The sequence below is a fragment of the Chryseomicrobium aureum genome, from assembly GCF_043182735.1.
GTDB lineage: Bacteria > Bacillota > Bacilli > Bacillales_A > Planococcaceae > Chryseomicrobium > Chryseomicrobium aureum.
On sequence record NZ_CP171117.1, the window covers coordinates 1,814,347 to 1,832,893 of the forward strand.

At 44.7% G+C, this 18,547-nt stretch carries 20 protein-coding genes and 1 tRNA gene; 2 read left to right on the forward strand and 19 right to left on the reverse strand.

Going from position 1 to position 18,547, the window contains the following annotated elements:
* Positions 1-125 precede the first annotated feature (125 nt).
* Positions 126-722 carry an ATP-dependent Clp endopeptidase proteolytic subunit ClpP gene (gene clpP / locus ACF3OH_RS09540; protein ID WP_204590947.1) on the reverse strand — a complete coding sequence of 199 codons (597 nt, stop codon included), beginning with the start codon at positions 720-722 and terminating at the stop codon, positions 126-128.
* 140 nt (positions 723-862) lie between these two features.
* Between clpP and ACF3OH_RS09545 the strand changes: the two genes are divergently transcribed.
* Positions 863-934, forward strand: a tRNA-Arg gene (locus tag ACF3OH_RS09545).
* Between the two features lie 881 nt (positions 935-1,815).
* Here ACF3OH_RS09545 and ACF3OH_RS09550 read toward each other — a convergent pair.
* From ACF3OH_RS09550 to hprK, 18 genes are all read right to left on the reverse strand, one after another.
* Positions 1,816-2,067 carry an HPr family phosphocarrier protein gene (locus ACF3OH_RS09550; protein WP_392454294.1) on the reverse strand — a complete coding sequence of 84 codons (252 nt, stop codon included), beginning with the start codon at positions 2,065-2,067 and terminating at the stop codon, positions 1,816-1,818.
* Positions 2,068-2,086: 19 nt separating this feature from the next.
* Positions 2,087-3,028, reverse strand: a complete 942-nt coding sequence (whiA, locus tag ACF3OH_RS09555; RefSeq protein ID WP_204590950.1) for a DNA-binding protein WhiA — start codon at positions 3,026-3,028, stop codon at positions 2,087-2,089.
* A gap of 33 nt (positions 3,029-3,061) precedes the next feature.
* Complete coding sequence (gene yvcK, locus ACF3OH_RS09560; protein WP_392454296.1) at positions 3,062-4,033, reverse strand: uridine diphosphate-N-acetylglucosamine-binding protein YvcK; 972 nt, start codon at positions 4,031-4,033, stop codon at positions 3,062-3,064.
* Between the two features lie 20 nt (positions 4,034-4,053).
* Positions 4,054-4,926, reverse strand: coding sequence for an RNase adapter RapZ (gene rapZ / locus ACF3OH_RS09565; RefSeq protein WP_204591011.1), 873 nt, complete (start codon positions 4,924-4,926; stop codon positions 4,054-4,056).
* A complete protein-coding gene (locus tag ACF3OH_RS09570; RefSeq protein ID WP_392454298.1) occupies positions 4,926-5,402 on the reverse strand; it encodes an NUDIX domain-containing protein in 477 nt (158 codons plus the stop codon). Before ACF3OH_RS09570 ends, rapZ begins: the two co-directional genes overlap by 1 nt.
* A gap of 202 nt (positions 5,403-5,604) precedes the next feature.
* Positions 5,605-6,549: a thioredoxin-disulfide reductase gene (gene trxB / locus ACF3OH_RS09575; protein ID WP_204590956.1), complete on the reverse strand. Its 945-nt coding sequence runs from the start codon at positions 6,547-6,549 to the stop codon at positions 5,605-5,607.
* A gap of 81 nt (positions 6,550-6,630) precedes the next feature.
* Entirely contained in the window at positions 6,631-8,151 is a 1,521-nt protein-coding gene (locus ACF3OH_RS09580; RefSeq protein WP_204590957.1) for a lipopolysaccharide assembly protein LapB, read from the reverse strand.
* Between the two features lie 114 nt (positions 8,152-8,265).
* Positions 8,266-8,874 carry a bifunctional phosphoribosyl-AMP cyclohydrolase/phosphoribosyl-ATP diphosphatase HisIE gene (gene hisIE / locus ACF3OH_RS09585; protein WP_392454300.1) on the reverse strand — a complete coding sequence of 203 codons (609 nt, stop codon included), beginning with the start codon at positions 8,872-8,874 and terminating at the stop codon, positions 8,266-8,268.
* Positions 8,871-9,602, reverse strand: a complete 732-nt coding sequence (gene hisA / locus ACF3OH_RS09590; RefSeq protein ID WP_392454302.1) for a 1-(5-phosphoribosyl)-5-[(5-phosphoribosylamino)methylideneamino]imidazole-4-carboxamide isomerase — start codon at positions 9,600-9,602, stop codon at positions 8,871-8,873. Before hisA ends, hisIE begins: the two co-directional genes overlap by 4 nt.
* Before the next feature lie 14 nt (positions 9,603-9,616).
* The gene (hisB, locus tag ACF3OH_RS09595; protein ID WP_204590960.1) at positions 9,617-10,210 is read right to left on the reverse strand and encodes an imidazoleglycerol-phosphate dehydratase HisB; all 594 of its coding nucleotides are present in this window, start codon (positions 10,208-10,210) and stop codon (positions 9,617-9,619) included.
* 1 nt (position 10,211) lies between these two features.
* Positions 10,212-11,489, reverse strand: coding sequence for a histidinol dehydrogenase (gene hisD / locus ACF3OH_RS09600; RefSeq protein WP_392454304.1), 1,278 nt, complete (start codon positions 11,487-11,489; stop codon positions 10,212-10,214).
* Positions 11,486-12,121 (reverse strand): ATP phosphoribosyltransferase, encoded by a 636-nt coding sequence (hisG, locus tag ACF3OH_RS09605; protein ID WP_204590963.1) that lies wholly within the window; start codon positions 12,119-12,121, stop codon positions 11,486-11,488. The genes hisD and hisG overlap by 4 nt, the downstream gene beginning before the upstream one ends.
* Entirely contained in the window at positions 12,121-13,278 is a 1,158-nt protein-coding gene (locus tag ACF3OH_RS09610) for an ATP phosphoribosyltransferase regulatory subunit (RefSeq protein WP_392454305.1), read from the reverse strand. Before ACF3OH_RS09610 ends, hisG begins: the two co-directional genes overlap by 1 nt.
* Before the next feature lie 689 nt (positions 13,279-13,967).
* On the reverse strand, positions 13,968-14,447 hold the full coding sequence (locus ACF3OH_RS09615; protein ID WP_204590967.1) for a DapH/DapD/GlmU-related protein: 480 nt from the start codon (positions 14,445-14,447) through the stop codon (positions 13,968-13,970).
* Positions 14,444-15,094, reverse strand: coding sequence for a pyrophosphatase PpaX (ppaX, locus tag ACF3OH_RS09620; RefSeq protein WP_392454307.1), 651 nt, complete (start codon positions 15,092-15,094; stop codon positions 14,444-14,446). Before ppaX ends, ACF3OH_RS09615 begins: the two co-directional genes overlap by 4 nt.
* A gap of 2 nt (positions 15,095-15,096) precedes the next feature.
* Positions 15,097-16,038 (reverse strand): nucleoside recognition domain-containing protein, encoded by a 942-nt coding sequence (locus tag ACF3OH_RS09625; RefSeq protein WP_392454309.1) that lies wholly within the window; start codon positions 16,036-16,038, stop codon positions 15,097-15,099.
* An 11-nt stretch (positions 16,039-16,049) separates the two neighbouring features.
* Positions 16,050-16,862, reverse strand: a complete 813-nt coding sequence (gene lgt / locus ACF3OH_RS09630) for a prolipoprotein diacylglyceryl transferase (RefSeq protein WP_392454310.1) — start codon at positions 16,860-16,862, stop codon at positions 16,050-16,052.
* A 16-nt stretch (positions 16,863-16,878) separates the two neighbouring features.
* Positions 16,879-17,799: an HPr(Ser) kinase/phosphatase gene (hprK, locus tag ACF3OH_RS09635; RefSeq protein ID WP_392454312.1), complete on the reverse strand. Its 921-nt coding sequence runs from the start codon at positions 17,797-17,799 to the stop codon at positions 16,879-16,881.
* Between the two features lie 110 nt (positions 17,800-17,909).
* On the opposite strand from hprK, the gene ACF3OH_RS09640 reads away from it, so the two are divergent.
* Entirely contained in the window at positions 17,910-18,446 is a 537-nt protein-coding gene (locus ACF3OH_RS09640) for an N-acetylmuramoyl-L-alanine amidase (RefSeq protein WP_392454314.1), read from the forward strand.
* Positions 18,447-18,547 lie beyond the last annotated feature (101 nt).

Here is an 18,547-nt window from a genome sequence, read left to right on the forward strand (position 1 = left end):
GTTATCTGTTTGTAGTTTCCCCTGTTTTCATGAGAAATCAAACCTTCTCTTTTTATACGAACAACTCGCGAGTTCGTTTCAGTAAATAGAAAAAACACCGCGCAAGTGGCGGTGTTTGATGACAATTAGTCTTTTTTGCTGTCGCTGCGGTCAATGATGTGATCCACAAGACCGTATTCTTTTGCACGTTCAGCAGTCATGAAGTTGTCGCGGTCTGTATCTTTTGCGATGACATCGATCGGTTGACCCGTACGATCTGCAAGAATCTGGTTCAATTTTTCACGTAAGAACAAGATGCGTTTTGCAGCAATCTCGATTTCCGTCGCTTGCCCTTGTGCGCCACCAAGTGGTTGGTGAATCATTACTTCTGCATTTGGAAGAGCGTAGCGTTTTCCTTTTGTACCAGCTGCAAGTAGGAATGCTCCCATAGAAGCTGCCATACCGATACAGATTGTCTGTACGTCTGGTTTGATGAACTGCATTGTGTCGTAAATTGCCATACCAGCCGTAATGCTTCCGCCTGGGCTATTGATGTAAATTGAGATGTCTTTTTCTGGATCTTCTGCTTCTAGGAATAATAGTTGCGCGACGATTGAGTTCGCAACGTTGTCGTCGATTCCGCTACCTAGCATGATGATGCGGTCTTTTAAAAGACGAGAGTAAATATCGTAGGCGCGTTCCCCACGGTTTGTTTGTTCAATAACTGTTGGAATTAAGTTCATCAGTCATACCTCCGATTTTTTATGAATAACTAGCTGTATGTTTATGATACACATGAAGGTCAAGAAAGGTCAAATCTGATGCACTGCTTTTTTTGCAGTTGTCTTTTGCAGTACAGAAAGCTATAATAATAAAGTCGCTTGCCCCCGTAGTTTAATGGATATGACGTAAGATTCCGGTTCTTGAGATGGGAGTTCGATTCTCTCCGGGGGCGTATATGGACACCTGATAGCTTATGCTTTCGGGTGTTTTTTTATTTCTAGATGTGGAGCCGACTGTTCAGAAATTGTGCGAGAAGACAGCGTGGACTGTGAAGCGTTCTTTGCTTCATAGGCCGCGATGGCTTCTTGCGGGATTTCTAGGAGGCGCAACTCGATTCCATTTTAGATGTGGAGCCGACTGTTCAGAAATTGTGCGATAGGAGACGTTGAGCTCCGTTACGGGGCTGCTTTCCGAGGGCGCGTCGTGAGCTTCCTCGGCAAAGAAACACGCCTGCGGGATCTCACGTTCCGCTTTTAATCCCTCCGGAGTCAGCCCCTCCACTTCACTCAACTTTATTCTCCGTGCCTATTCTCCGTGCCTGTCACCATTTACCAGCAGTTTCCATTTAGTGCCGGTCACCCCCCTGGTCACCCACCCTGAGCGGTCGTTCAACGGATGAGTTCGGGATTTGTTCTACCGAAATCTTAATTTCTTCTACCGAAATGAACATTTATTGTACCGAAATCAGATTTGTTCTACCGAAGTCATATTATGGAAACCATTTCAAAACCCAAATCTAATTTCTTAAGATCCTTACTAGTAAGATCTTATAACTCTTACAATCGACAAGGGTATTCTCGGTGCCTGTCACCATTTACCAGCAGTTTCCATTTGGTGCCTGTCACCCTGCCCTGACAGCTAGAAATCCCGGAGGCCAGGTCGTCATTTCCCGGGCTATCTGAGTTTTTCCGAGACCCGGCAACGAAGATGAAAGTGCTCTTCTTTCATCTTACGTGGGGAGGCTCGGAGAAACTCACCAAGGAAATGACGGCCTGGCTGGAGGGATTTCCTTTCATAGAAAAAAGCATCCGCAGTTGATCGGATGCTTGCAGCTTACTCTTCAGTTATAAATTTCGATAATGTATCAATCGCAGCTTCTTCATCAGAACCCTCTGCATATAGCACGACTTCTTCCCCGCGCCCCACAGCAAGACTCATGATACCCATAATGCTTTTTGCATTGACTTTCTTGCCGTCTTTTTCAAGGAAGATCTCACTTGCAAAGCGGTTTGCCTCTTGAACAAAAAGAGCTGCTTGGCGAGCTTGTAAGCCATTTGATAATCCTACATCCATCGTCTTTTCCATCGCAACCAATTCCTCTCTATTATATCGATTCGCCACGACGCAAAGCGTCAGCGATGTCATCTAATTTGCGCAATCGATGATTCACACCTGATTTACTTACATTCCCGGTAGACACCATTTCCCCGAGTTCTTTTAACGTGACATCTTGATACTCGACACGGAGTCGTGCGATCTCACGCAACTTATCCGGAAGTTGGTCTAAACCGATAGCGTTTTCAATAAATCGGATATTTTCAACTTGGCGAAGCGCTGCGCCAATTGTTTTATTTAAGTTGGCGGTCTCACAATTGACCAAGCGATTGACACTATTGCGCATATCGCGAATAATTCGGACATCCTCAAATTTGAGCAGAGCTTGATGTGCTCCTACCAAACTCAAAAAATCTGCAATTTTCTCTGCTTCCTTTAAGTATGCCACAAATCCTTTTTTACGTTCAATTGTTTTTGCGTTCAACTCATAGCCATTCATCAATTGCACAAGTGCATCACTGTGTTCTTTGTACAATGTGTAGATTTCTAAATGGTACGACGAAGTCTCTGGATTGTTGACAGAACCACCCGCTAGAAAAGCGCCGCGAAGATAGGAACGCTTACAACACTCGTTTTTAATCAAGTCTGCATGAATTTCGTTTGAAAACTCATAGCCATCATTCATAATGTGCAGATCTCCGAGTATCTCACGCGTGCCCTCTCGGATACGTGTGATGTAGACATTGTTCTTTTTGAGCTTCATCTTCTTACGGACAAGAAGTTCTACTTTTAAGTTGTAGACTTTTTTGATCAACGTATAAATGCGACGAGCAATCGCTGCATTTTCAGTTTGAATATCCAAACTCAAATTTTTATTGCTAAATCCGAGTGTCCCGTTCATGCGAATAATCGCAGATAGTTCGGACCGTGCACAACAGGCATCAACTTCAGATTGGGTCATTTCTTTCTTTGTTTCGGATGCAAATGACAAAATCATTTCCCCCTTTCTTCGGAAATTGTCATCTCACTTTCTATAGTTAAGCGCTTCATACACTAGCCAAAGCGCTACTTTTTCAGCATTATGGCGAACACTGCCGTCACGGACGATTGCGATGTCTCGTTTGATCACGTTTACACCGAGCGACCGTATCTTTTCAACATCTACGACAACAGGTGCCGCATGTTCTTCTGAATACGAAGTTATAACACGGTCAGGTACATCGATATCTGAAGCAAGCACAACATCAATCAGTCCGGGACCTGTGTGATTTATAATTGCTTGCAGGTGATGAGAAGCTTTGTACTTTTCTGTCTCACCTGCTTGCGTCATCAAATTACACATATAGACGCGTAAGGCTTTCGAATTTCGAATTTCTTGTTGAATTTCAGTCACGAGCAAATTCGGTAAAATACTTGTATATAAGGAACCCGGTCCAATGACAATCAGGTCCGCTTTACGAATCGCTTGAACGGCTTCGGGAAGGGGCTCTACATCTTCTGGCGTGATCATCACACTTCGAATGGGCTTATCAACAAGCGGTATTTTGGATTCCCCTGTCACAATGGAACCATCTTCATAGACGGCATGCAGTGTCACAACTTGATTCGCAGCTGGTAAAACTTTGCCGTTAATATTTAGGACGCGACTCATCTCACTCACTGCATTTCCAAAGTCTCCTGTAATATCGGTTAAAGCGGCAAGCATGAGATTACCGAGTGAATGGCCCTCTAAATCTTTGGAGTGATTGAACCGGTACTGGAACATCGCCTCTACGAGCGGCTCAACATCCGAAAGAGCAGCAATGACATTGCGCACATCTCCTGGAGGTGGAATGTCATAATCTTCACGAAGTCTGCCCGAGCTTCCGCCGTCATCGGCAACTGTAACGATTGCTGTGATGTCGACAGGCAATTTTTTTAATCCACGTAGTAAGGTGGATAGACCTGTTCCGCCGCCGAGGACGACGACTTTAATACGTTCAGTTGGCTTCGGCAACGAATGGCCCTCCTTCTCAATTATTTAACGTCTCGGTGTTTGATTACTGTTGGTGCTTCCTTTTTTAAATAGTCTCCGAAGTATTCGGCTAACGTGACAGAACGGTGCTGGCCACCTGTACAACCAAAAGCAATGACTAGCTGGCTTTTTCCTTCACGCTTGTAATGCGGAATCATAAATTCAAATAGATCGGTCAACTTCTCAACGAGCTTTTTTGTTTCCGACCACTTCATGACGTAGCTGGATACTTCGTGATCTCGCCCTGACATCGGACGCAGCTCTTCAATATAAAATGGATTCGGTAAGAAACGCACATCGAACACTAAGTCCGCATCAATCGGCATTCCGTGTTTGAATCCGAAAGACATCACGTTGATGATGAACGGTGAGTGGGCTTCATTTGAAAATGTCCGCTCAATCTCAGCGCGCAATTCTTTTGGTTTCAAATTTGATGTATCAATGATGTGTTGAGCTCGACCTTTTAATTCTTCAAGCATCAACCGTTCTTTATTAATCCCTTCAAGAGGAAGACCCAGTTTTGCAAGAGGATGTGATCGTCTTGATTCTTTGTAACGGCTTACCAAGGTTTGGTTATCCGCCTCTAAAAATAAAATACGCGGGCTGATATTGCGGCTTTCCTGCAAATGGTTGAGTGTTTGCGAAATCGGACCAAACACTTCACCGCCACGAACATCCATTACAAGTGCGATTTTAGTCAATTGTTTATCTGAATCCACAAGCAAATCTACAAATGTTGATAAAAGGTCTGGTGGTAAATTATCGATACAGTAATACCCCATATCTTCGAAGCTTTGAATCGCGACAGATTTCCCTGCCCCTGACATACCTGTGATGATGACGATATCTGTTGATGGTTGTGGTGTTTCTTCCATCATGACGGATGCACCTCCTGAGATGTTTGTAATCGATGATCCAGCAATTCAAAATCTTCTGTATAGGTGAATGTCCCGTATTGGATTCCTGGTTGCGTAGCAGCAAACACAAGATTCATCCGGTCACCTTCAGCCATTGGTAGCGTTTGAAGCGCTTCAACGGGATGCCATTCTAAAACACCTTCATGGTTTTCTTTATACGGAACTCCGTCCAAATCAAATGCGACAAGAGTCGATAAAAGCCATTCCGAGATGACGGTCTCTCCATCTTTGATCAACATGGTGTATAGGCCTTTAATATGAGGATTTACTGGCGTTGTACCGGTTTCTTCGGTAAATTCGCGAATGCCTGCTTCAAAAACAGACTCTCCATGATCCGTTTTTCCGCCCGGAGCGACATACCAGTTTCGTCGAGGTTTTTTTAATAGAAGTACTTTGCCATCTTTGATGACAAGTAGGTTTACAATACGCTGCATCGGCTCTCTCCATCTTTTTCTATACTATCTTATTAGTATACTATAATTTCGAATCTCTACATAAAAAAAGAGGCTGCCCCCTCGACTTATAAAGCGAGGAAACAGCCTATCAAAGAAAACCTATATAAAAAGGGGGTCAATTTATAGTTCTTAGTATACACGACCATTGTTGCATTCTGATTACAGCAGTATTAAGAAATGATTAAGATAATTGATCTTCTAATTTCTCAATATAGTGTTGGGCAGATTGTGCAGCAATCGAACCGTCACCAGTAGCTGTAACGATTTGACGTAGCATCTTTTCACGAACATCTCCAGCAGCAAAGATTCCTGGAATTTTCGTTTGCATTTTTTCGTCCGTTACGATGTAGCCCTGGGTATTCAAGATACCTAAGTTTTCAAATGGTTTTGTAAGTGGCAGCATTCCGATGTAGATGAAAATACCATCTGCTTTGAACTCGGTTTCTTCTGCACTTTCTGTAGACACAAGTGTCACAGAGCCTACTTTTCCATTTTCCTCATTGATTTCTTTGACTGTTGTGTTCCAGATGAAGTTTACTTTGTCATTTGCAAATGCGCGGTCTTGAAGAATTTTTTGTGCGCGTAATTGATCACGACGGTGAACAATTGTTACTTTGTCAGCAAAGCGTGTTAAGAATACGCCTTCTTCTACGGCAGAATCTCCGCCGCCGACTACCACTAGTTCTTTCCCTTTGAAGAAAGCCCCGTCACATACTGCACAATAGCTGACTCCACGGCCACCTAGTTCGTTTTCTCCTGGAATGCCCATTTTTTTGTATTCAGCACCGGAAGAAATGATAACTGCCTTTGCACGGTATTCTTTCCCACCGGCTTTCACAAGTTTCGTATCTCCTTCATCAATGATGCTTTCGACATCCCCATACGCGTATTGCGCACCAAATTTCTTAGCGTGATCAAACATTTTTGTCGAAAGTTCAGGGCCGAGGATCGTCTCAAAACCTGGGTAGTTTTCTACTTCTTCAGTGTTAGCCATTTGCCCACCTGGAATACCGCGCTCTAACATTAGCGTCGATAGGTTGGCACGTGATGTATATACAGCGGCTGTCATCCCAGCAGGACCAGCACCGATAATAATAACGTCATAATTGTTCGTGATTTCTGACATGATTGTTCCTCCTACATGTAAATAATTCTATCCTTATCTCAATCTACTTGATTTGACAGTAGCATTCAACATTTCTGCCCATTAAGCGTCGTAAAAAGGAAAGAATGCCATTAGCTCGTTCACATATTTCGTAAGCGTCGGTACAGACACCTCATAATGCTCGGCAAATTGCTTTTTCGTTGCGTCTTTCGAGCGAGAAGATGCATACATATAAGCTGTAGCTGCCGCCAATGCTTTTGTATTTTTAAATGTATAGCCCTGTTGCAACCCGCGTTCCATCATAACAAACCACATTTCATACATATAGGCATGTTGGTAGGTCAATGGACTGTGGTGCTGATAAAACAAATCTGCGACTTTCATCGCTTGGACAAAGGATTTTTCAGCAGGAACTTTCATCGAGAATTCATGATTCAGCGAATAGCCAACGATTAATTTTTCGAATGCCGAGAGCTTCGTTACATCAATCAGTTTTGGATGCGCCACAATCGTATGCAGATGCACAGATTTCCCCATTAAATAAAGGGCGACGGCTCGAGAAGGAGCAGAGTCACTTTGTAATTTTTCGATTAAAAAGTCATATTCATTTTCTACGCCGGAAGGGTCTTCTTCTTCCTGCACCTTCCATGGCTCAAAACCTTCTTTTGTTGGATCAAGTCGAATCAATTCTAACCACGCTTGATGCGCGCGGTCTTTGCGCCCTGAAAAATACGCAGAATGAGCGAGCCAAAAGTAAAAGCTCGGGTCTTCACCAAACCCAATCTTCTGCAACTGGCGTAAAATGCGATAGCCTTCTTCATGTTTCCCAAGAAGCGCAAATGTCGCCCCTAGTTTGAACCGCTGGTCGATTGCAATCGGCTTAATCTTTTCGAGAACAGCAAGCACTTCTTTTAATTCTTTATACGATTGTTTGTAGTGGGCAAGAACGGCCAAGTTACAAAGTGCGTGCAAGTTTCCTTGATCGACTCGCAATACTTCGTGAAGTAGTGCTGTTGCTTGTTCTTCTTCTCCGATATAGAAATACGCGAGCGCTAAGTTATTAAATGCCGGCCAGAACGTATCATTTTCTGCGACAATTGTTTCAAGTAGCGCAACGGCTTCTTCAAACCGACCACGCTCCATCATCTTACGCGCTTTTTCTTGCAGGAAGACCACGTCGGAAGAAGGGCCATCTTCTGATAGATCCATCCCACCTTCGACTTCCGTGAAATCCAAAATCTCAAGTGCTTCTTCTAAGTAGACTCCGTCGTCTTCCATTTGAATATAGTTGGTTGCGTAGCGGTTCGCTTCTGCAAACATGCCAAGATGCGCATGGATTTCAGCTAAAAAGAACACGATATCGGAATCGTTCGGGTCTAAGGTATGCGCTGTATAGAGATAGTCCTGTGCTTCATCGAAACTTTCAGCCTCCATGAGTAAGATGCCATACTGCATCAAAATCATCGGGTCTTCTGGACTTAACTCTACTGCGCGTTTCAAATATTTTTGAGCCTTTGCAAATTGTTCCTTCTTCAATTCACCAAGGGCTTTTTGATAGTAATATTCACCTGTCGGGATAAAACTGACAACATTTTCTGGTTGTGATTTACGTGATTTTTTCAAGAGTGTCCTCCAAGGTTTTCATCATGAAAGAACAGGAACGCGGCAATCACGTTCCTGTTACGTTTATTCTTCAGTATAGCATAATGTGGAAAGTTTTTCGCACTCTTGATTTCACTACTTCGCAGCACGCTGTTCAAGGATTTTCAACACTTCATCAAATGGTACATGCTGGTTTTGTAGCATAACAAGCAAGTGATAGATCAGGTCAGCCGCTTCCATGGAAAGTTCTTCTGCGTCATTGTTTTTTGCAGCGATGACGACTTCTGTCGCTTCCTCCCCAATTTTCTTGCCAATCTTGTCGACGCCTTTTTCAAACAGATAGGTCGTGTAGGCGCCTTCTGGTCGAGATGCATAGCGATCTTTGATGACTTCTTCTAGTGCAGCAATCGCTTGGACAGAAGGACCTCCGTCGCCTTCTAGTATTGGTTCAAAGAAACAGCTGTCTGCACCGGTGTGGCACGCTGGACCATTTGGAAGTACGGCTACAACAAGAGCATCTTGATCACAATCCGCTGAGATAGAGACGACGCGCTGTGTGTTTCCAGAGGTAGCTCCTTTGTGCCACAGCTCTTGACGGCTTCTGCTGTAGAGCCATGTCTCTTTTGTCTCAAGGGTTTTGTTGTACGATTCCTCGTTCATGTACGCAAGGGTCAGTACTTCTTTTGTTTTTGCATGTTGGAGGACAACTGGAATCAGTCCATTTTCGTCAAATCGAAGGTTCATTGTACCACTTCCTTTGCTTGTGCCACTGTAAATCGTCCACTGTAAATTGCTTTTCCGACAATGACGCCTGCAATCGTCGACTCTTTTGCCGCTGCTTTCACAGCACGAATATCATCAAGTGAACTAATGCCACCTGACACGATGACGTTCAATCCTGTCTCTTTAGCGAGTGTTTTGGTCGCTTCTAAGTTAGGTCCTGCGAGTGTACCGTCCATCGCAATATCAGTGAAGACGATATGTTTTGCTCCCGCTTTTGCAAATCGGTTCCCCACTTCCACAGCTGTCAGTTCAGATGTCTCTAACCAACCGTGAGTTGCGACGAAACCATCTTTAGCATCGAGCCCAAGCACGATACGGTCACCACCAAATTTCGAAAGCATCTCTTCGACAAGTTCAGGCTCTTTCACTGCAAGGCTTCCGATGATAACGCGGTCAATGCCCTTGTCTAAATAGAATGCTGCATCTTCAAGAGATCGAATCCCTCCACCGATTTGAACAGAAATCCCAAGCTCTTGTTTGATTTTCACAACTTCATCTGCATGAGGTTTTGTGCCGTCTTTTGCTCCGTCAAGATCCACTAAGTGAATCCAATCAGCACCTTGCTCTACAAATGATTTCGCCATTTCAAACGGAGAGTCTCCGTATATAGTCTGTTGATCATAATCGCCCTGGTAAAGACGCACACATTTGCCATCTTTCATGTCGATAGCCGGATATAGTTGAACCATTGTTGACTTCCTCCTTACGATAGAGAGCCCTTTGTAGAAGGAACTCCAGTTACACGTGGATCGATTTGTGTCGCTTCATCTAACGCTCGTGCCAATCCTTTGAAAATCGCTTCAATCATGTGGTGCGTATTGTGTCCGTAATGCACGATGACATGGACGTTCATTCGTGATTCTAATGCAAACTTCCATAAGAATTCATGCACGAGCTCGACGTCGAACGTGCCGACTTTTTCTTTTGGGAACTCTGCTCGGAACTCTAAGTGAGGGCGGTTCGACACATCAACCACCACTTGCGCTAAAGCGTCATCCATCGGGATAAATGCACTGCCATAGCGCTTGATTCCTTTTTTATCACCCAGTGCTTCTAGAATGACCTGCCCGAGTACGATTCCGACATCTTCTGTCGTGTGGTGATCATCGATATGTGTATCACCTTTCGCAGTAATTTTCCCATCAAACAACCCATGGCGAACGAACAGGTCGAGCATATGATCTAAAAAGCCAACACCCGTATCAATTGTCGATTGTCCTGTCCCATCGATTGCTAGTTCTACGTTTACATACGTCTCGCTCGTCTTTCGCTCTTTTTGTGCTTTACGTGTCGTCATGTTAGTTGTCCTCCAGGTCTCTTCGTATTTCAACAGCGCGCGCATGTCCCTCTAACTGTTCCATGCGAGCTAAACGGGCTACTTTTGGGTAGTTTTCTTGCCATAGCTCTTTTGTATAGTAAATAACACTCGTCTTTTTTTGGAAATCCTCTACACTTAGGCCACTTGAAAAACGAGCGGTGCTGTTAGTCGGAAGCACGTGATTCGTCCCTGCAAAATAATCCCCAATCGGTTCAGATGAATAGCGACCGATGAAAATGGCTCCGGCATGTCGAATCTGCTTGCTCACTTCTTCAGCGTCACGTGTCATGATTTCTAAATGTTCCGGTGCTAGTTGATTCACTGCAGCAATGGCTTGATCCATCGACTCGACAATATAGCTCGTTCCATACGCTTCAATCGAAGCCCTAGCGATTTCTTCACGCGGAAGTGTTTGCAGTTGGCGTTCAACTTCCACTGCTACTTCGTCTGCTAGTTTGTCACTTGTTGTGATGAGAATTGAGCATGCTAACGGGTCGTGTTCCGCTTGAGCGAGAAGGTCCGCTGCGACATCTGCTGCAAACGCCGTCTCATCTGCGAGCACGGCCACTTCACTCGGACCTGCGATACTGTCGATGGACACAGTGCCGAACACTTCACGTTTTGCGAGCGCTACGAAGCGGTTCCCAGGCCCTGTGATTTTGTCGACTTTCGGAATGGATTCCGTTCCGTATGCTAAAGCTGCAATGGCTTGTGCGCCACCAACTTTGTAAATTTCATCGACACCTGCAATAGCCGCTGCCACAAGCACTCCAGTAGGAATTGTTCCGTCTGCAGAAGGTGGTGTCGTGATAACAAGCTTTTTGACACCTGCGACTTTCGCTGGAATTGCGTTCATCAGAACAGAAGACGGATAAGCTGCTGTTCCACCTGGTACGTATAGCCCCGCTGCGTCCATTGGCAAAAAGCGGTAGGCAAGATAACTTTCCGCATCTAATGGCTGGACGATATCTTCACGCAATTGAAGCGTATGGAATCGACGGATATTGTCTGCTGCTTCTTCAAGGTCTTGCTTGAGTTCTGGGTCAATGTCAGCAAGTGCCTGTTGAATTTCCTCTTGAGTAACGTGTAATGTGTTGAGTTTTGCTTTGTCCCATTTTAATGTGAACTCGAAAAGCGCTTTATCACCAGACAGTTTGACTTGTTCAATGATGTCTTGCACAATTTGGCGGTCTGCTTCTGACCCTTGATCAACTGAGCGCTGAATAGAAACCTCTTGAGACCAGTTTACTTTTTTCATTCCACTTCCGCCTCCACTGCTTCTCGAAGTCGTTTCGCCATTTCTCGAATACGCTGTTGTTTGATGCGGTAGCTGACCGGATTTGCAATGAGTCGAGATGTGATATCGACAATTTTTTCGTATTCTACAAGTCCGTTTTCTTTTAATGTCCGCCCTGTTGATACGATATCGACAATGCGATCTGCAAGTCCAATCATCGGCGCAAGCTCAATCGATCCATTCAGTTCAATGATTTCGACTTGCTCTCCTTTTTCTTTGTAAAACGAAGTCGCAATCGATGGATATTTCGTTGCAACACGTGGTGCCACATCATTCATCTTGGTATCTGGAAGGCCTGCTGTTGCCATGTAACAGTAGCTGATTTTTAAGTCTACAAGCTCCATGACACTGCGTTGTTGCTCAAGGAGCACATCTTTTCCTGCCACCCCAAGATCCGCAACACCGTGTTCCACATAGACGGGAACGTCCATCGGTTTCGCTAAAATAAACCGTAGTTTTTCTTCCGGCACTTCCACAATCAGTTTACGGGAGTCTTCCATCTCTTCAGGAAGTTGATAGCCCGCTGCTGCAAGAAGTTCCAGTGCCTCTTCAAATATACGGCCTTTTGGCATCGCAATTGTTAAAAAGTCCATTACAGTTCACCTTCTGTCAAATCCGTCACTTGATCAAAGTTCTTCTCAAAACTCTCTGTGTCTTGGACGGCTTGTTTTAATTGAATCGTTACAAATTCTCCTTGTTGCTTATACTCTGCAGCCAGGTCGAGCGCTTTTGCGTACATGCTTTGAGTCGTATACAGTAAGCGACGAGTTACGGGTTCAGTTGACGTTGGCAAGATTTCAAGAAGGTGGTCGATACGAATACTAAATCCAGTCGCACCCACTTCTGTTCCAAATTGCTTCAATAAATCATCATAGCGCCCACCATTTCCTAACGGGAAGCCACTGCCTGCACCGTACACCTCGAAAACCATTCCTGTGTAGTAGTGCATGTGACTGACGACTAACGGATCCACTTGAAACACATTTTGTAATTCCGGTAGTGTTTCAATCGTTTCGATGACCGATACGAATTGTTTCGTCTCATTTGTCGCAAGTTCAGGGAAGGCTTGGAGTAGGTCTTTTAAAGAAGTACCCCCGATCGCCTCTTGAAAAAACGCATAAAATGGATTTGACTGTTTATAATCTGCAGCCCAGCGGTCGATGCTGACAAAGTTTTTTTCCACTAAAAATTCTCGAACACGCTGTTGCTCTTCAGCTGATGGAATCAATGTCTCAAGTGCTTGATTGATGAGCCCAGCATGGCCAATCGTAATGGTGAAGTCTTCAAGACCCAGTTCACGCAGTAACCCTGCGGCTAGCCGCAAGATCTCGCTGTCCGCGAGTGCCGATGTATCCCCTAAAAGCTCAAGGCCTAATTGTTCAAATTCGGCTGGACGACCGCCCTCTCGTTGTTGCGCACGGAACACTGTCGAATTGTAAGCAAGTCGCAATGGGTTTTTTTCTTTCAACAGTTTCGCAGCTGCTACTCGTGCGATTGGTGTCGTGAGGTCTGGTCGAAGAACGAGCATCTCTCCTTGGTTATCTACGAGTTTAAAAAGGGCTGCTTCATCGAGAGCACTGATTTTCCCGATAGTTTCGAAGTATTCCAGTGACGGCGTTTGAATAAACTCATAGCCGTTTTTGGTTATATAGGACATCGCTTTTGTGCGAAGGGTTTGGTGGTGTGTGTAGAGTTTTGGAAGTGTATCCCGCATGCCAAGCGGTTTTTCGAACGGTTGTATGACTGACATCTAGATCGCCTCACTTTAAATACTTTAGTATGCTAGAGTAGTAGAGAAATGAATTATTTATTTAGTGTACGGTATGCTATAGTATTCGTCAACTGTTGGGGCTTTTCCTTTATCTATTAGATGTGGAGAACGCCACTCTAGAAACTCCGAGGAAATTAGACGTACCCATGAAGGCGTTTTTCAGCCTTTGTGGGTGCGGCTGATTCCGGAGCGTGTTTCTGGCGTTCGCAACTCGATTCCAATTAGATGTGGAGCCGACTGTTCAGAAATTGTGCAATTTTAGACGTTGAGTTCCATTACGGGGTTGCTTTCCGTGGGCGCTGCGTGAGCTTCCTCGTCGCAGGCTCCTGCGGGATCTCACGACAGACTTTGATCCCACTGGAGTCAACCCCTTCATTCCACTCAACTTTAGTTTTAGATATGGAGAACGCTGCTCTAGAAAATTCTGATACATCGTGAGATACGCGTTGACAGAAACCCAATAAAATAGGGGTACTCAACTGCCTGTTTATGTTTCATTGAAATTACAATGGTTGACTGTTTAGTGGCAACAAATCCTGGGTGGAAGGATTTCCAGGTATAATTCGGTAAATTGTGACAGGCACCAAATGGGGGTGGTTTCCAAATGGTGACAGGCACCCACAAAAAAGGATAAAAGAAAACCCGGTCCACTCTTGGACCAGGTTGAGTTAGTTGCGTATGATTTGCATAGGGTTTCCGCCGACGAACGCTCCAGCAGGAACATCTTTGTGGACCAAAGTTGCCGCTGAGACTGTGGCACCGTCCCCGATTGTGACACCAGGTAGGATGGTCGTATTTGCGCCAATTAAGACATTGTCACCAATGATGACATCTCCGAGACGGTATTCATCAATCAAATATTCATGGGCAAGAATGGTTGTGTTGTAGCCGATTATTGAGTTCCGTCCGACTTTAATTTTCTCTGGGAACATGACGTCGACCATGACCATCAAGGCAAAAGCTGACTGTTCCCCAACTTCCATCTTTAAAAATGTCCTGTAGAGCCAATTCTTCAACTTCAGTGAAGGCGAATAGCGCGTCATTTGAATGACAATGAAGTTTTTCATGACTTTAGTTAGAGGAACCGTTTTGTAAATCTGCCAAAGCGAGTTGCTTTCAGTTACAGGGTAACGCGTAGTGTTTCTCATTTGTCTTCGCCATCCACAATCGTAAGAAGTTCATCCATACTATGTAGTGTAAATTTCGGCTCAAACGCAAGTAAATAATCCAATCCCTTGATAGACCAAGCAACAGCCACTGAATCTACACCAGCTGCTCGCCCCGCCATAATATCATGGAAGTTATCCCCTACCATCAGTGCTTTTTCAGGAGCTACATTGAGCTTTGACAGTGCCAATTGTACAGGTTCTGGATCTGGCTTTGCATGCTTTACGTCATCTAAGCCTACAACGGCAGAGAAATACTCACGGATAGTCATTAGATTCAAAGCGCGTTCGATCATTTCGTTTCTTTTCGTCGAAACAATCGCTAACTGGATGCCTCTGTCGTGCAGCTCTTTCACTGTATCTACCACTCCAGGAAAAGCCTGCACCATCGAATCGTGGTTCTCTACATTCCATTTCCGGTAAGCGGCAATCAAGTCGTCCACTTGTGTTGGGTCTACTTGAGTAAATGTCTCATAAAGAGGCGGTCCTAAGAAAGGAAGGATGGATTCTCTTGAATATTTACCAGGAAATTTATCATCCAACACAGTTTGGAATGTTTGAATGATCAATTCATTTGTATCAATCAATGTACCGTCTAAATCAAATAAAACTGCTTTGTAGTGTGACATAGCTACTGCGTCACCTCTTTCTGTTGAGTGCGTTCTGCTCTCCTCCAGACATACGCGACAGCGATTGTTAAAACAAATGCTGTAATCAAACGGATTAATAGGAGTGGCAGAATAGGAATTCCTAAAGGTATAAAGATGAGTGTATCTTCTACAATGGCGTGACACGCAACTAGGAAGATAAATACGAGTGTTGCGTCTTTTTTGCTGACCCCGTCTTCTTGCACGGCTTGAATCATAACGCCTGCACCATAAGCAAGCCCAATCACTAGACCCGCTACGAGCGTAGAGGATGCATTTGGTTGTACACCTAACACGCGTGTGAGCGGTCCCATGCGGTCACTAAGTTTTTGCATATAGCCTTTCTCGCGTAAAAACTGAATGACAATCATGAGTGGAATAACGATGAGTGCTAATTGGAACACACCGATCGCCGCTTTTTGTAAAGCAAGGAGCACGATTTCTCCCCATCCTTCTGGAACGGCAGTTGTTGCTTGAATGACCCCATATTGAGCCGTCTCACTTCCACCTTTCCATAGCCAATTAATCAATACAGCGGAAATGATGGCAAGCCCGAAACGGACAACTAAGACGACCCAAAGTTTGACACCGACTCGCAGTGCCACACCCGTCTCAATGAAGATGTTATGGGAAAAAGATAGCATAACGGCTAATATAAATACTTCTTTAACCGTCAGCTCTAATGATAAGATCCCTGCGATTCCTGCATACAAATTCAATGCATTCCCTAGAACAAGTGGGATGGCTGCTTCACCAGGTAAACCAATCAGACGCATGAAAGGCGCAATCAATTCTGTCACCCAAGGAAGTACCGGGGTGAACTGCAAGATGGTTAAAATAAATGTTATGGGAAAGATGATTTTCCCGAGTGTCCAAGCTGTTTTCAGTCCTGCTTGCGCACCGCGTTTCCAAATCCCCACGAGCATGGCCTTCTTTCTTAATCTTGATAGCGTACTTTCACTTTTAACACAAAACGACGATATACAAATACAATGATTGCGACAACAATCGTTACAAGGGAAACGACCTGTGCCGTTCTCAAATCTCCCACTAAATAAAGACTATCTGTACGAAGCCCTTCAATAAAGAAGCGACCAACAGAGTACCATGTTAAGTAGAACAAGAACATTTCACCGCGCAACAGATTCACTTTGCGAAGGAGGATCAAAATGATGACCCCCGTCAAGTTCCAGATAGATTCATACAAAAATGTCGGATGATAATACGTTCCACGAATGTTCATCTGTTCGATGATCCAGTTCGGAATGTATAAACTTTCTAAGAAACTGCGCGTCACTTCACCACCATGCGCTTCTTGATTGATGAAGTTGCCCCAGCGCCCAACCGTTTGCCCAATTAAAATACTTGGTGCGACAATGTCGGTTACTTTCAGGAACGAATCTTTCCGCTTTCTTGTGAAGAAGTACGCTGTTAAGAACGATGCAATCAACGCACCGTGAATCGCGATTCCACCTTCCCAAATTTTAAAAGCGTCCAGTGGATTGTCTGCGTAGTTTTCCCACTTGAAAATAACGTAGTAAATACGTGCTCCGATGATTGCGAGTGGAATTGCCCACAGCAATAGATCGGTTAAATATTCTTGATGAAAGCCACGCTTGACCATCTCTTTTTGCGCTACTAAAAATGCAACGACGATTCCGAGCGCAATAATAACGCCATACCAACGAATTGACAACGGTCCGAGTTGAAACGCAACTGGATCGATGGCAAGTAAAACACTATCCCACATGCAAAGTTCCTGCTTTCTATTTAGAATTTATGACGGAATCTAGGCGGTTTGCAAAATCTTCTGCCGCGTTCATCCCCATTTTTTTCAATCGGTGGTTCATGGCGGCCACTTCAATAATAACCGCTAAGTTTCGACCTGGTCGGACAGGAACCGTCAATTTCGTAATTTCCGAACCAATGATTGGCATTTTTTCTTCTTCTATCCCGAGACGATCATAATTTTTTGCCCCATCCCATAGTTCCAGTTCAATAACGAGAGTGACTCGCTTTTGACTACGGACTGCCGAAGCCCCGAACAAGGTCATAATGTCGATGATACCGAGTCCGCGAATTTCTAGCAAATGTTCAATCAATTTAGGCGCTGATCCAATCAGTACGCCCTCGCCTTCTTGACGAATCTCCACACAATCATCTGCCACTAGTCGGTGACCACGTTTGACAAGTTCTAGAGCCGTCTCACTTTTCCCGACGCCGGATTTCCCGATAATGAGAACACCAACACCGTGGATGTCGACCAACACGCCATGAACGGCTGTCATCGGTGCAAGTTCCCGTTCTAAAAAGTTTGTCAGCTGACTATAAAAGCGCGTCGTCGGAATATGCGTTTTAAATACTGGCACTGATTTTTCATTCGAAGCTGCAAGAAGTTCTTCTGGCACTTCATGATTGTGCGCCACGATAATGGCAGGTGTATCTGCAGCACAGAGCTTCAGCATACGCTGCTGTTTTTCATTTGGCTCGAGTAGTTCAAAAAATGAGAGCTCGGTCTTTCCTAATAGTTGGACGCGGGAGGACGGATAATGTGTAAAATAGCCCGCCATCTCAAGTCCTGGCCGTGAGATATCAATAATCGAAACGTGTCGTCCAATTCCTTCTTCCCCACTAACGAGTGTAAGCGGAAATTGTTCGAGCAAATCTTTTGCGGTGACGTGGGCCATACGATTCCCCCTTTTCAAAAACATATCTCTTATTGTAGCACGACTTCTCGAGGGAATTGTATCCTTCCGCCCTCCTTTTCTCTATTTATTCTGAAAAGGAGGAGAAGTCAATGTGTATAGTTTTGGACCCAGGTCATGGCCCTTTCACTGCTGGTAAGCGTTCACCGGATGGTAGATTGCGGGAGTATCATGTCAATGCAGCGATTGCAAAATTTGTTCAGCAAGAATTAGAGGGAATTGTGACATGTCACTTTACCACGAACGGAGATAGGGACGTCCCTTTATGGGAAAGGTCGCAGTTTGCCAATCAGTTAAAAGCCAGTTTGTTTGTGTCAATTCACGCAAATGCGTATGGGTCGATCTGGAACGCTGTTTCTGGAATTGAAATCTACATTGCCCCACGAGCGAGCAAGAAATCTCATCTTGTCGCTAAGGCTGTGCAGGCTCAGTTAGTGAAGAAGACGGGACGCTTGGATCGAGGTGTGAAAACAGGGAATTTCCATGTACTAACACGCACTACTATGCCAGCTATCTTGGTAGAGGTGGGTTTTATGACAAATCGAGTGGAGTGTGAGTTGTTGTTGTCGGAGGAGTACCAGCGGAAGTGTGCGAAAGGGATTGCTGCGGGGATTCGAAGTGTACTTTAGAAGAAAGGGGTGACAGGCACCATTTGGGAACTGATGGTAAATGGTGCCTGTCACCCCAACCTCCATGTAGCATCCACAAAAAAAGCCTTGCCGCGATGGCA

What these genes read in the sequence shown, in the direction of transcription:
- clpP (WP_204590947.1), bottom strand. Translation starts at nt 722, where the DNA reads ATGAACTTAATTCCAACAGTTATTGAACAAACAAACCGTGGGGAACGC.
- ACF3OH_RS09550 (WP_392454294.1), bottom strand. Translation starts at nt 2,067, where the DNA reads ATGGAAAAGACGATGGATGTAGGATTATCAAATGGCTTACAAGCTCGC.
- rapZ (WP_204591011.1), bottom strand. Translation starts at nt 4,926, where the DNA reads ATGGAAGAAACACCACAACCATCAACAGATATCGTCATCATCACAGGT.
- ACF3OH_RS09570 (WP_392454298.1), bottom strand. Translation starts at nt 5,402, where the DNA reads ATGCAGCGTATTGTAAACCTACTTGTCATCAAAGATGGCAAAGTACTT.
- trxB (WP_204590956.1), bottom strand. Translation starts at nt 6,549, where the DNA reads ATGTCAGAAATCACGAACAATTATGACGTTATTATTATCGGTGCTGGT.
- hisIE (WP_392454300.1), bottom strand. Translation starts at nt 8,874, where the DNA reads ATGAACCTTCGATTTGACGAAAATGGACTGATTCCAGTTGTCCTCCAA.
- hisA (WP_392454302.1), bottom strand. Translation starts at nt 9,602, where the DNA reads ATGGTTCAACTATATCCGGCTATCGACATGAAAGATGGCAAATGTGTG.
- hisB (WP_204590960.1), bottom strand. Translation starts at nt 10,210, where the DNA reads ATGACGACACGTAAAGCACAAAAAGAGCGAAAGACGAGCGAGACGTAT.
- hisD (WP_392454304.1), bottom strand. Translation starts at nt 11,489, where the DNA reads ATGAAAAAAGTAAACTGGTCTCAAGAGGTTTCTATTCAGCGCTCAGTT.
- hisG (WP_204590963.1), bottom strand. Translation starts at nt 12,121, where the DNA reads ATGGACTTTTTAACAATTGCGATGCCAAAAGGCCGTATATTTGAAGAG.
- ACF3OH_RS09610 (WP_392454305.1), bottom strand. Translation starts at nt 13,278, where the DNA reads ATGTCAGTCATACAACCGTTCGAAAAACCGCTTGGCATGCGGGATACA.
- ACF3OH_RS09615 (WP_204590967.1), bottom strand. Translation starts at nt 14,447, where the DNA reads ATGAGAAACACTACGCGTTACCCTGTAACTGAAAGCAACTCGCTTTGG.
- ppaX (WP_392454307.1), bottom strand. Translation starts at nt 15,094, where the DNA reads ATGTCACACTACAAAGCAGTTTTATTTGATTTAGACGGTACATTGATT.
- ACF3OH_RS09625 (WP_392454309.1), bottom strand. Translation starts at nt 16,038, where the DNA reads ATGCTCGTGGGGATTTGGAAACGCGGTGCGCAAGCAGGACTGAAAACA.
- lgt (WP_392454310.1), bottom strand. Translation starts at nt 16,862, where the DNA reads ATGTGGGATAGTGTTTTACTTGCCATCGATCCAGTTGCGTTTCAACTC.
- hprK (WP_392454312.1), bottom strand. Translation starts at nt 17,799, where the DNA reads ATGGCCCACGTCACCGCAAAAGATTTGCTCGAACAATTTCCGCTTACA.
- ACF3OH_RS09640 (WP_392454314.1), top strand. Translation starts at nt 17,910, where the DNA reads ATGTGTATAGTTTTGGACCCAGGTCATGGCCCTTTCACTGCTGGTAAG.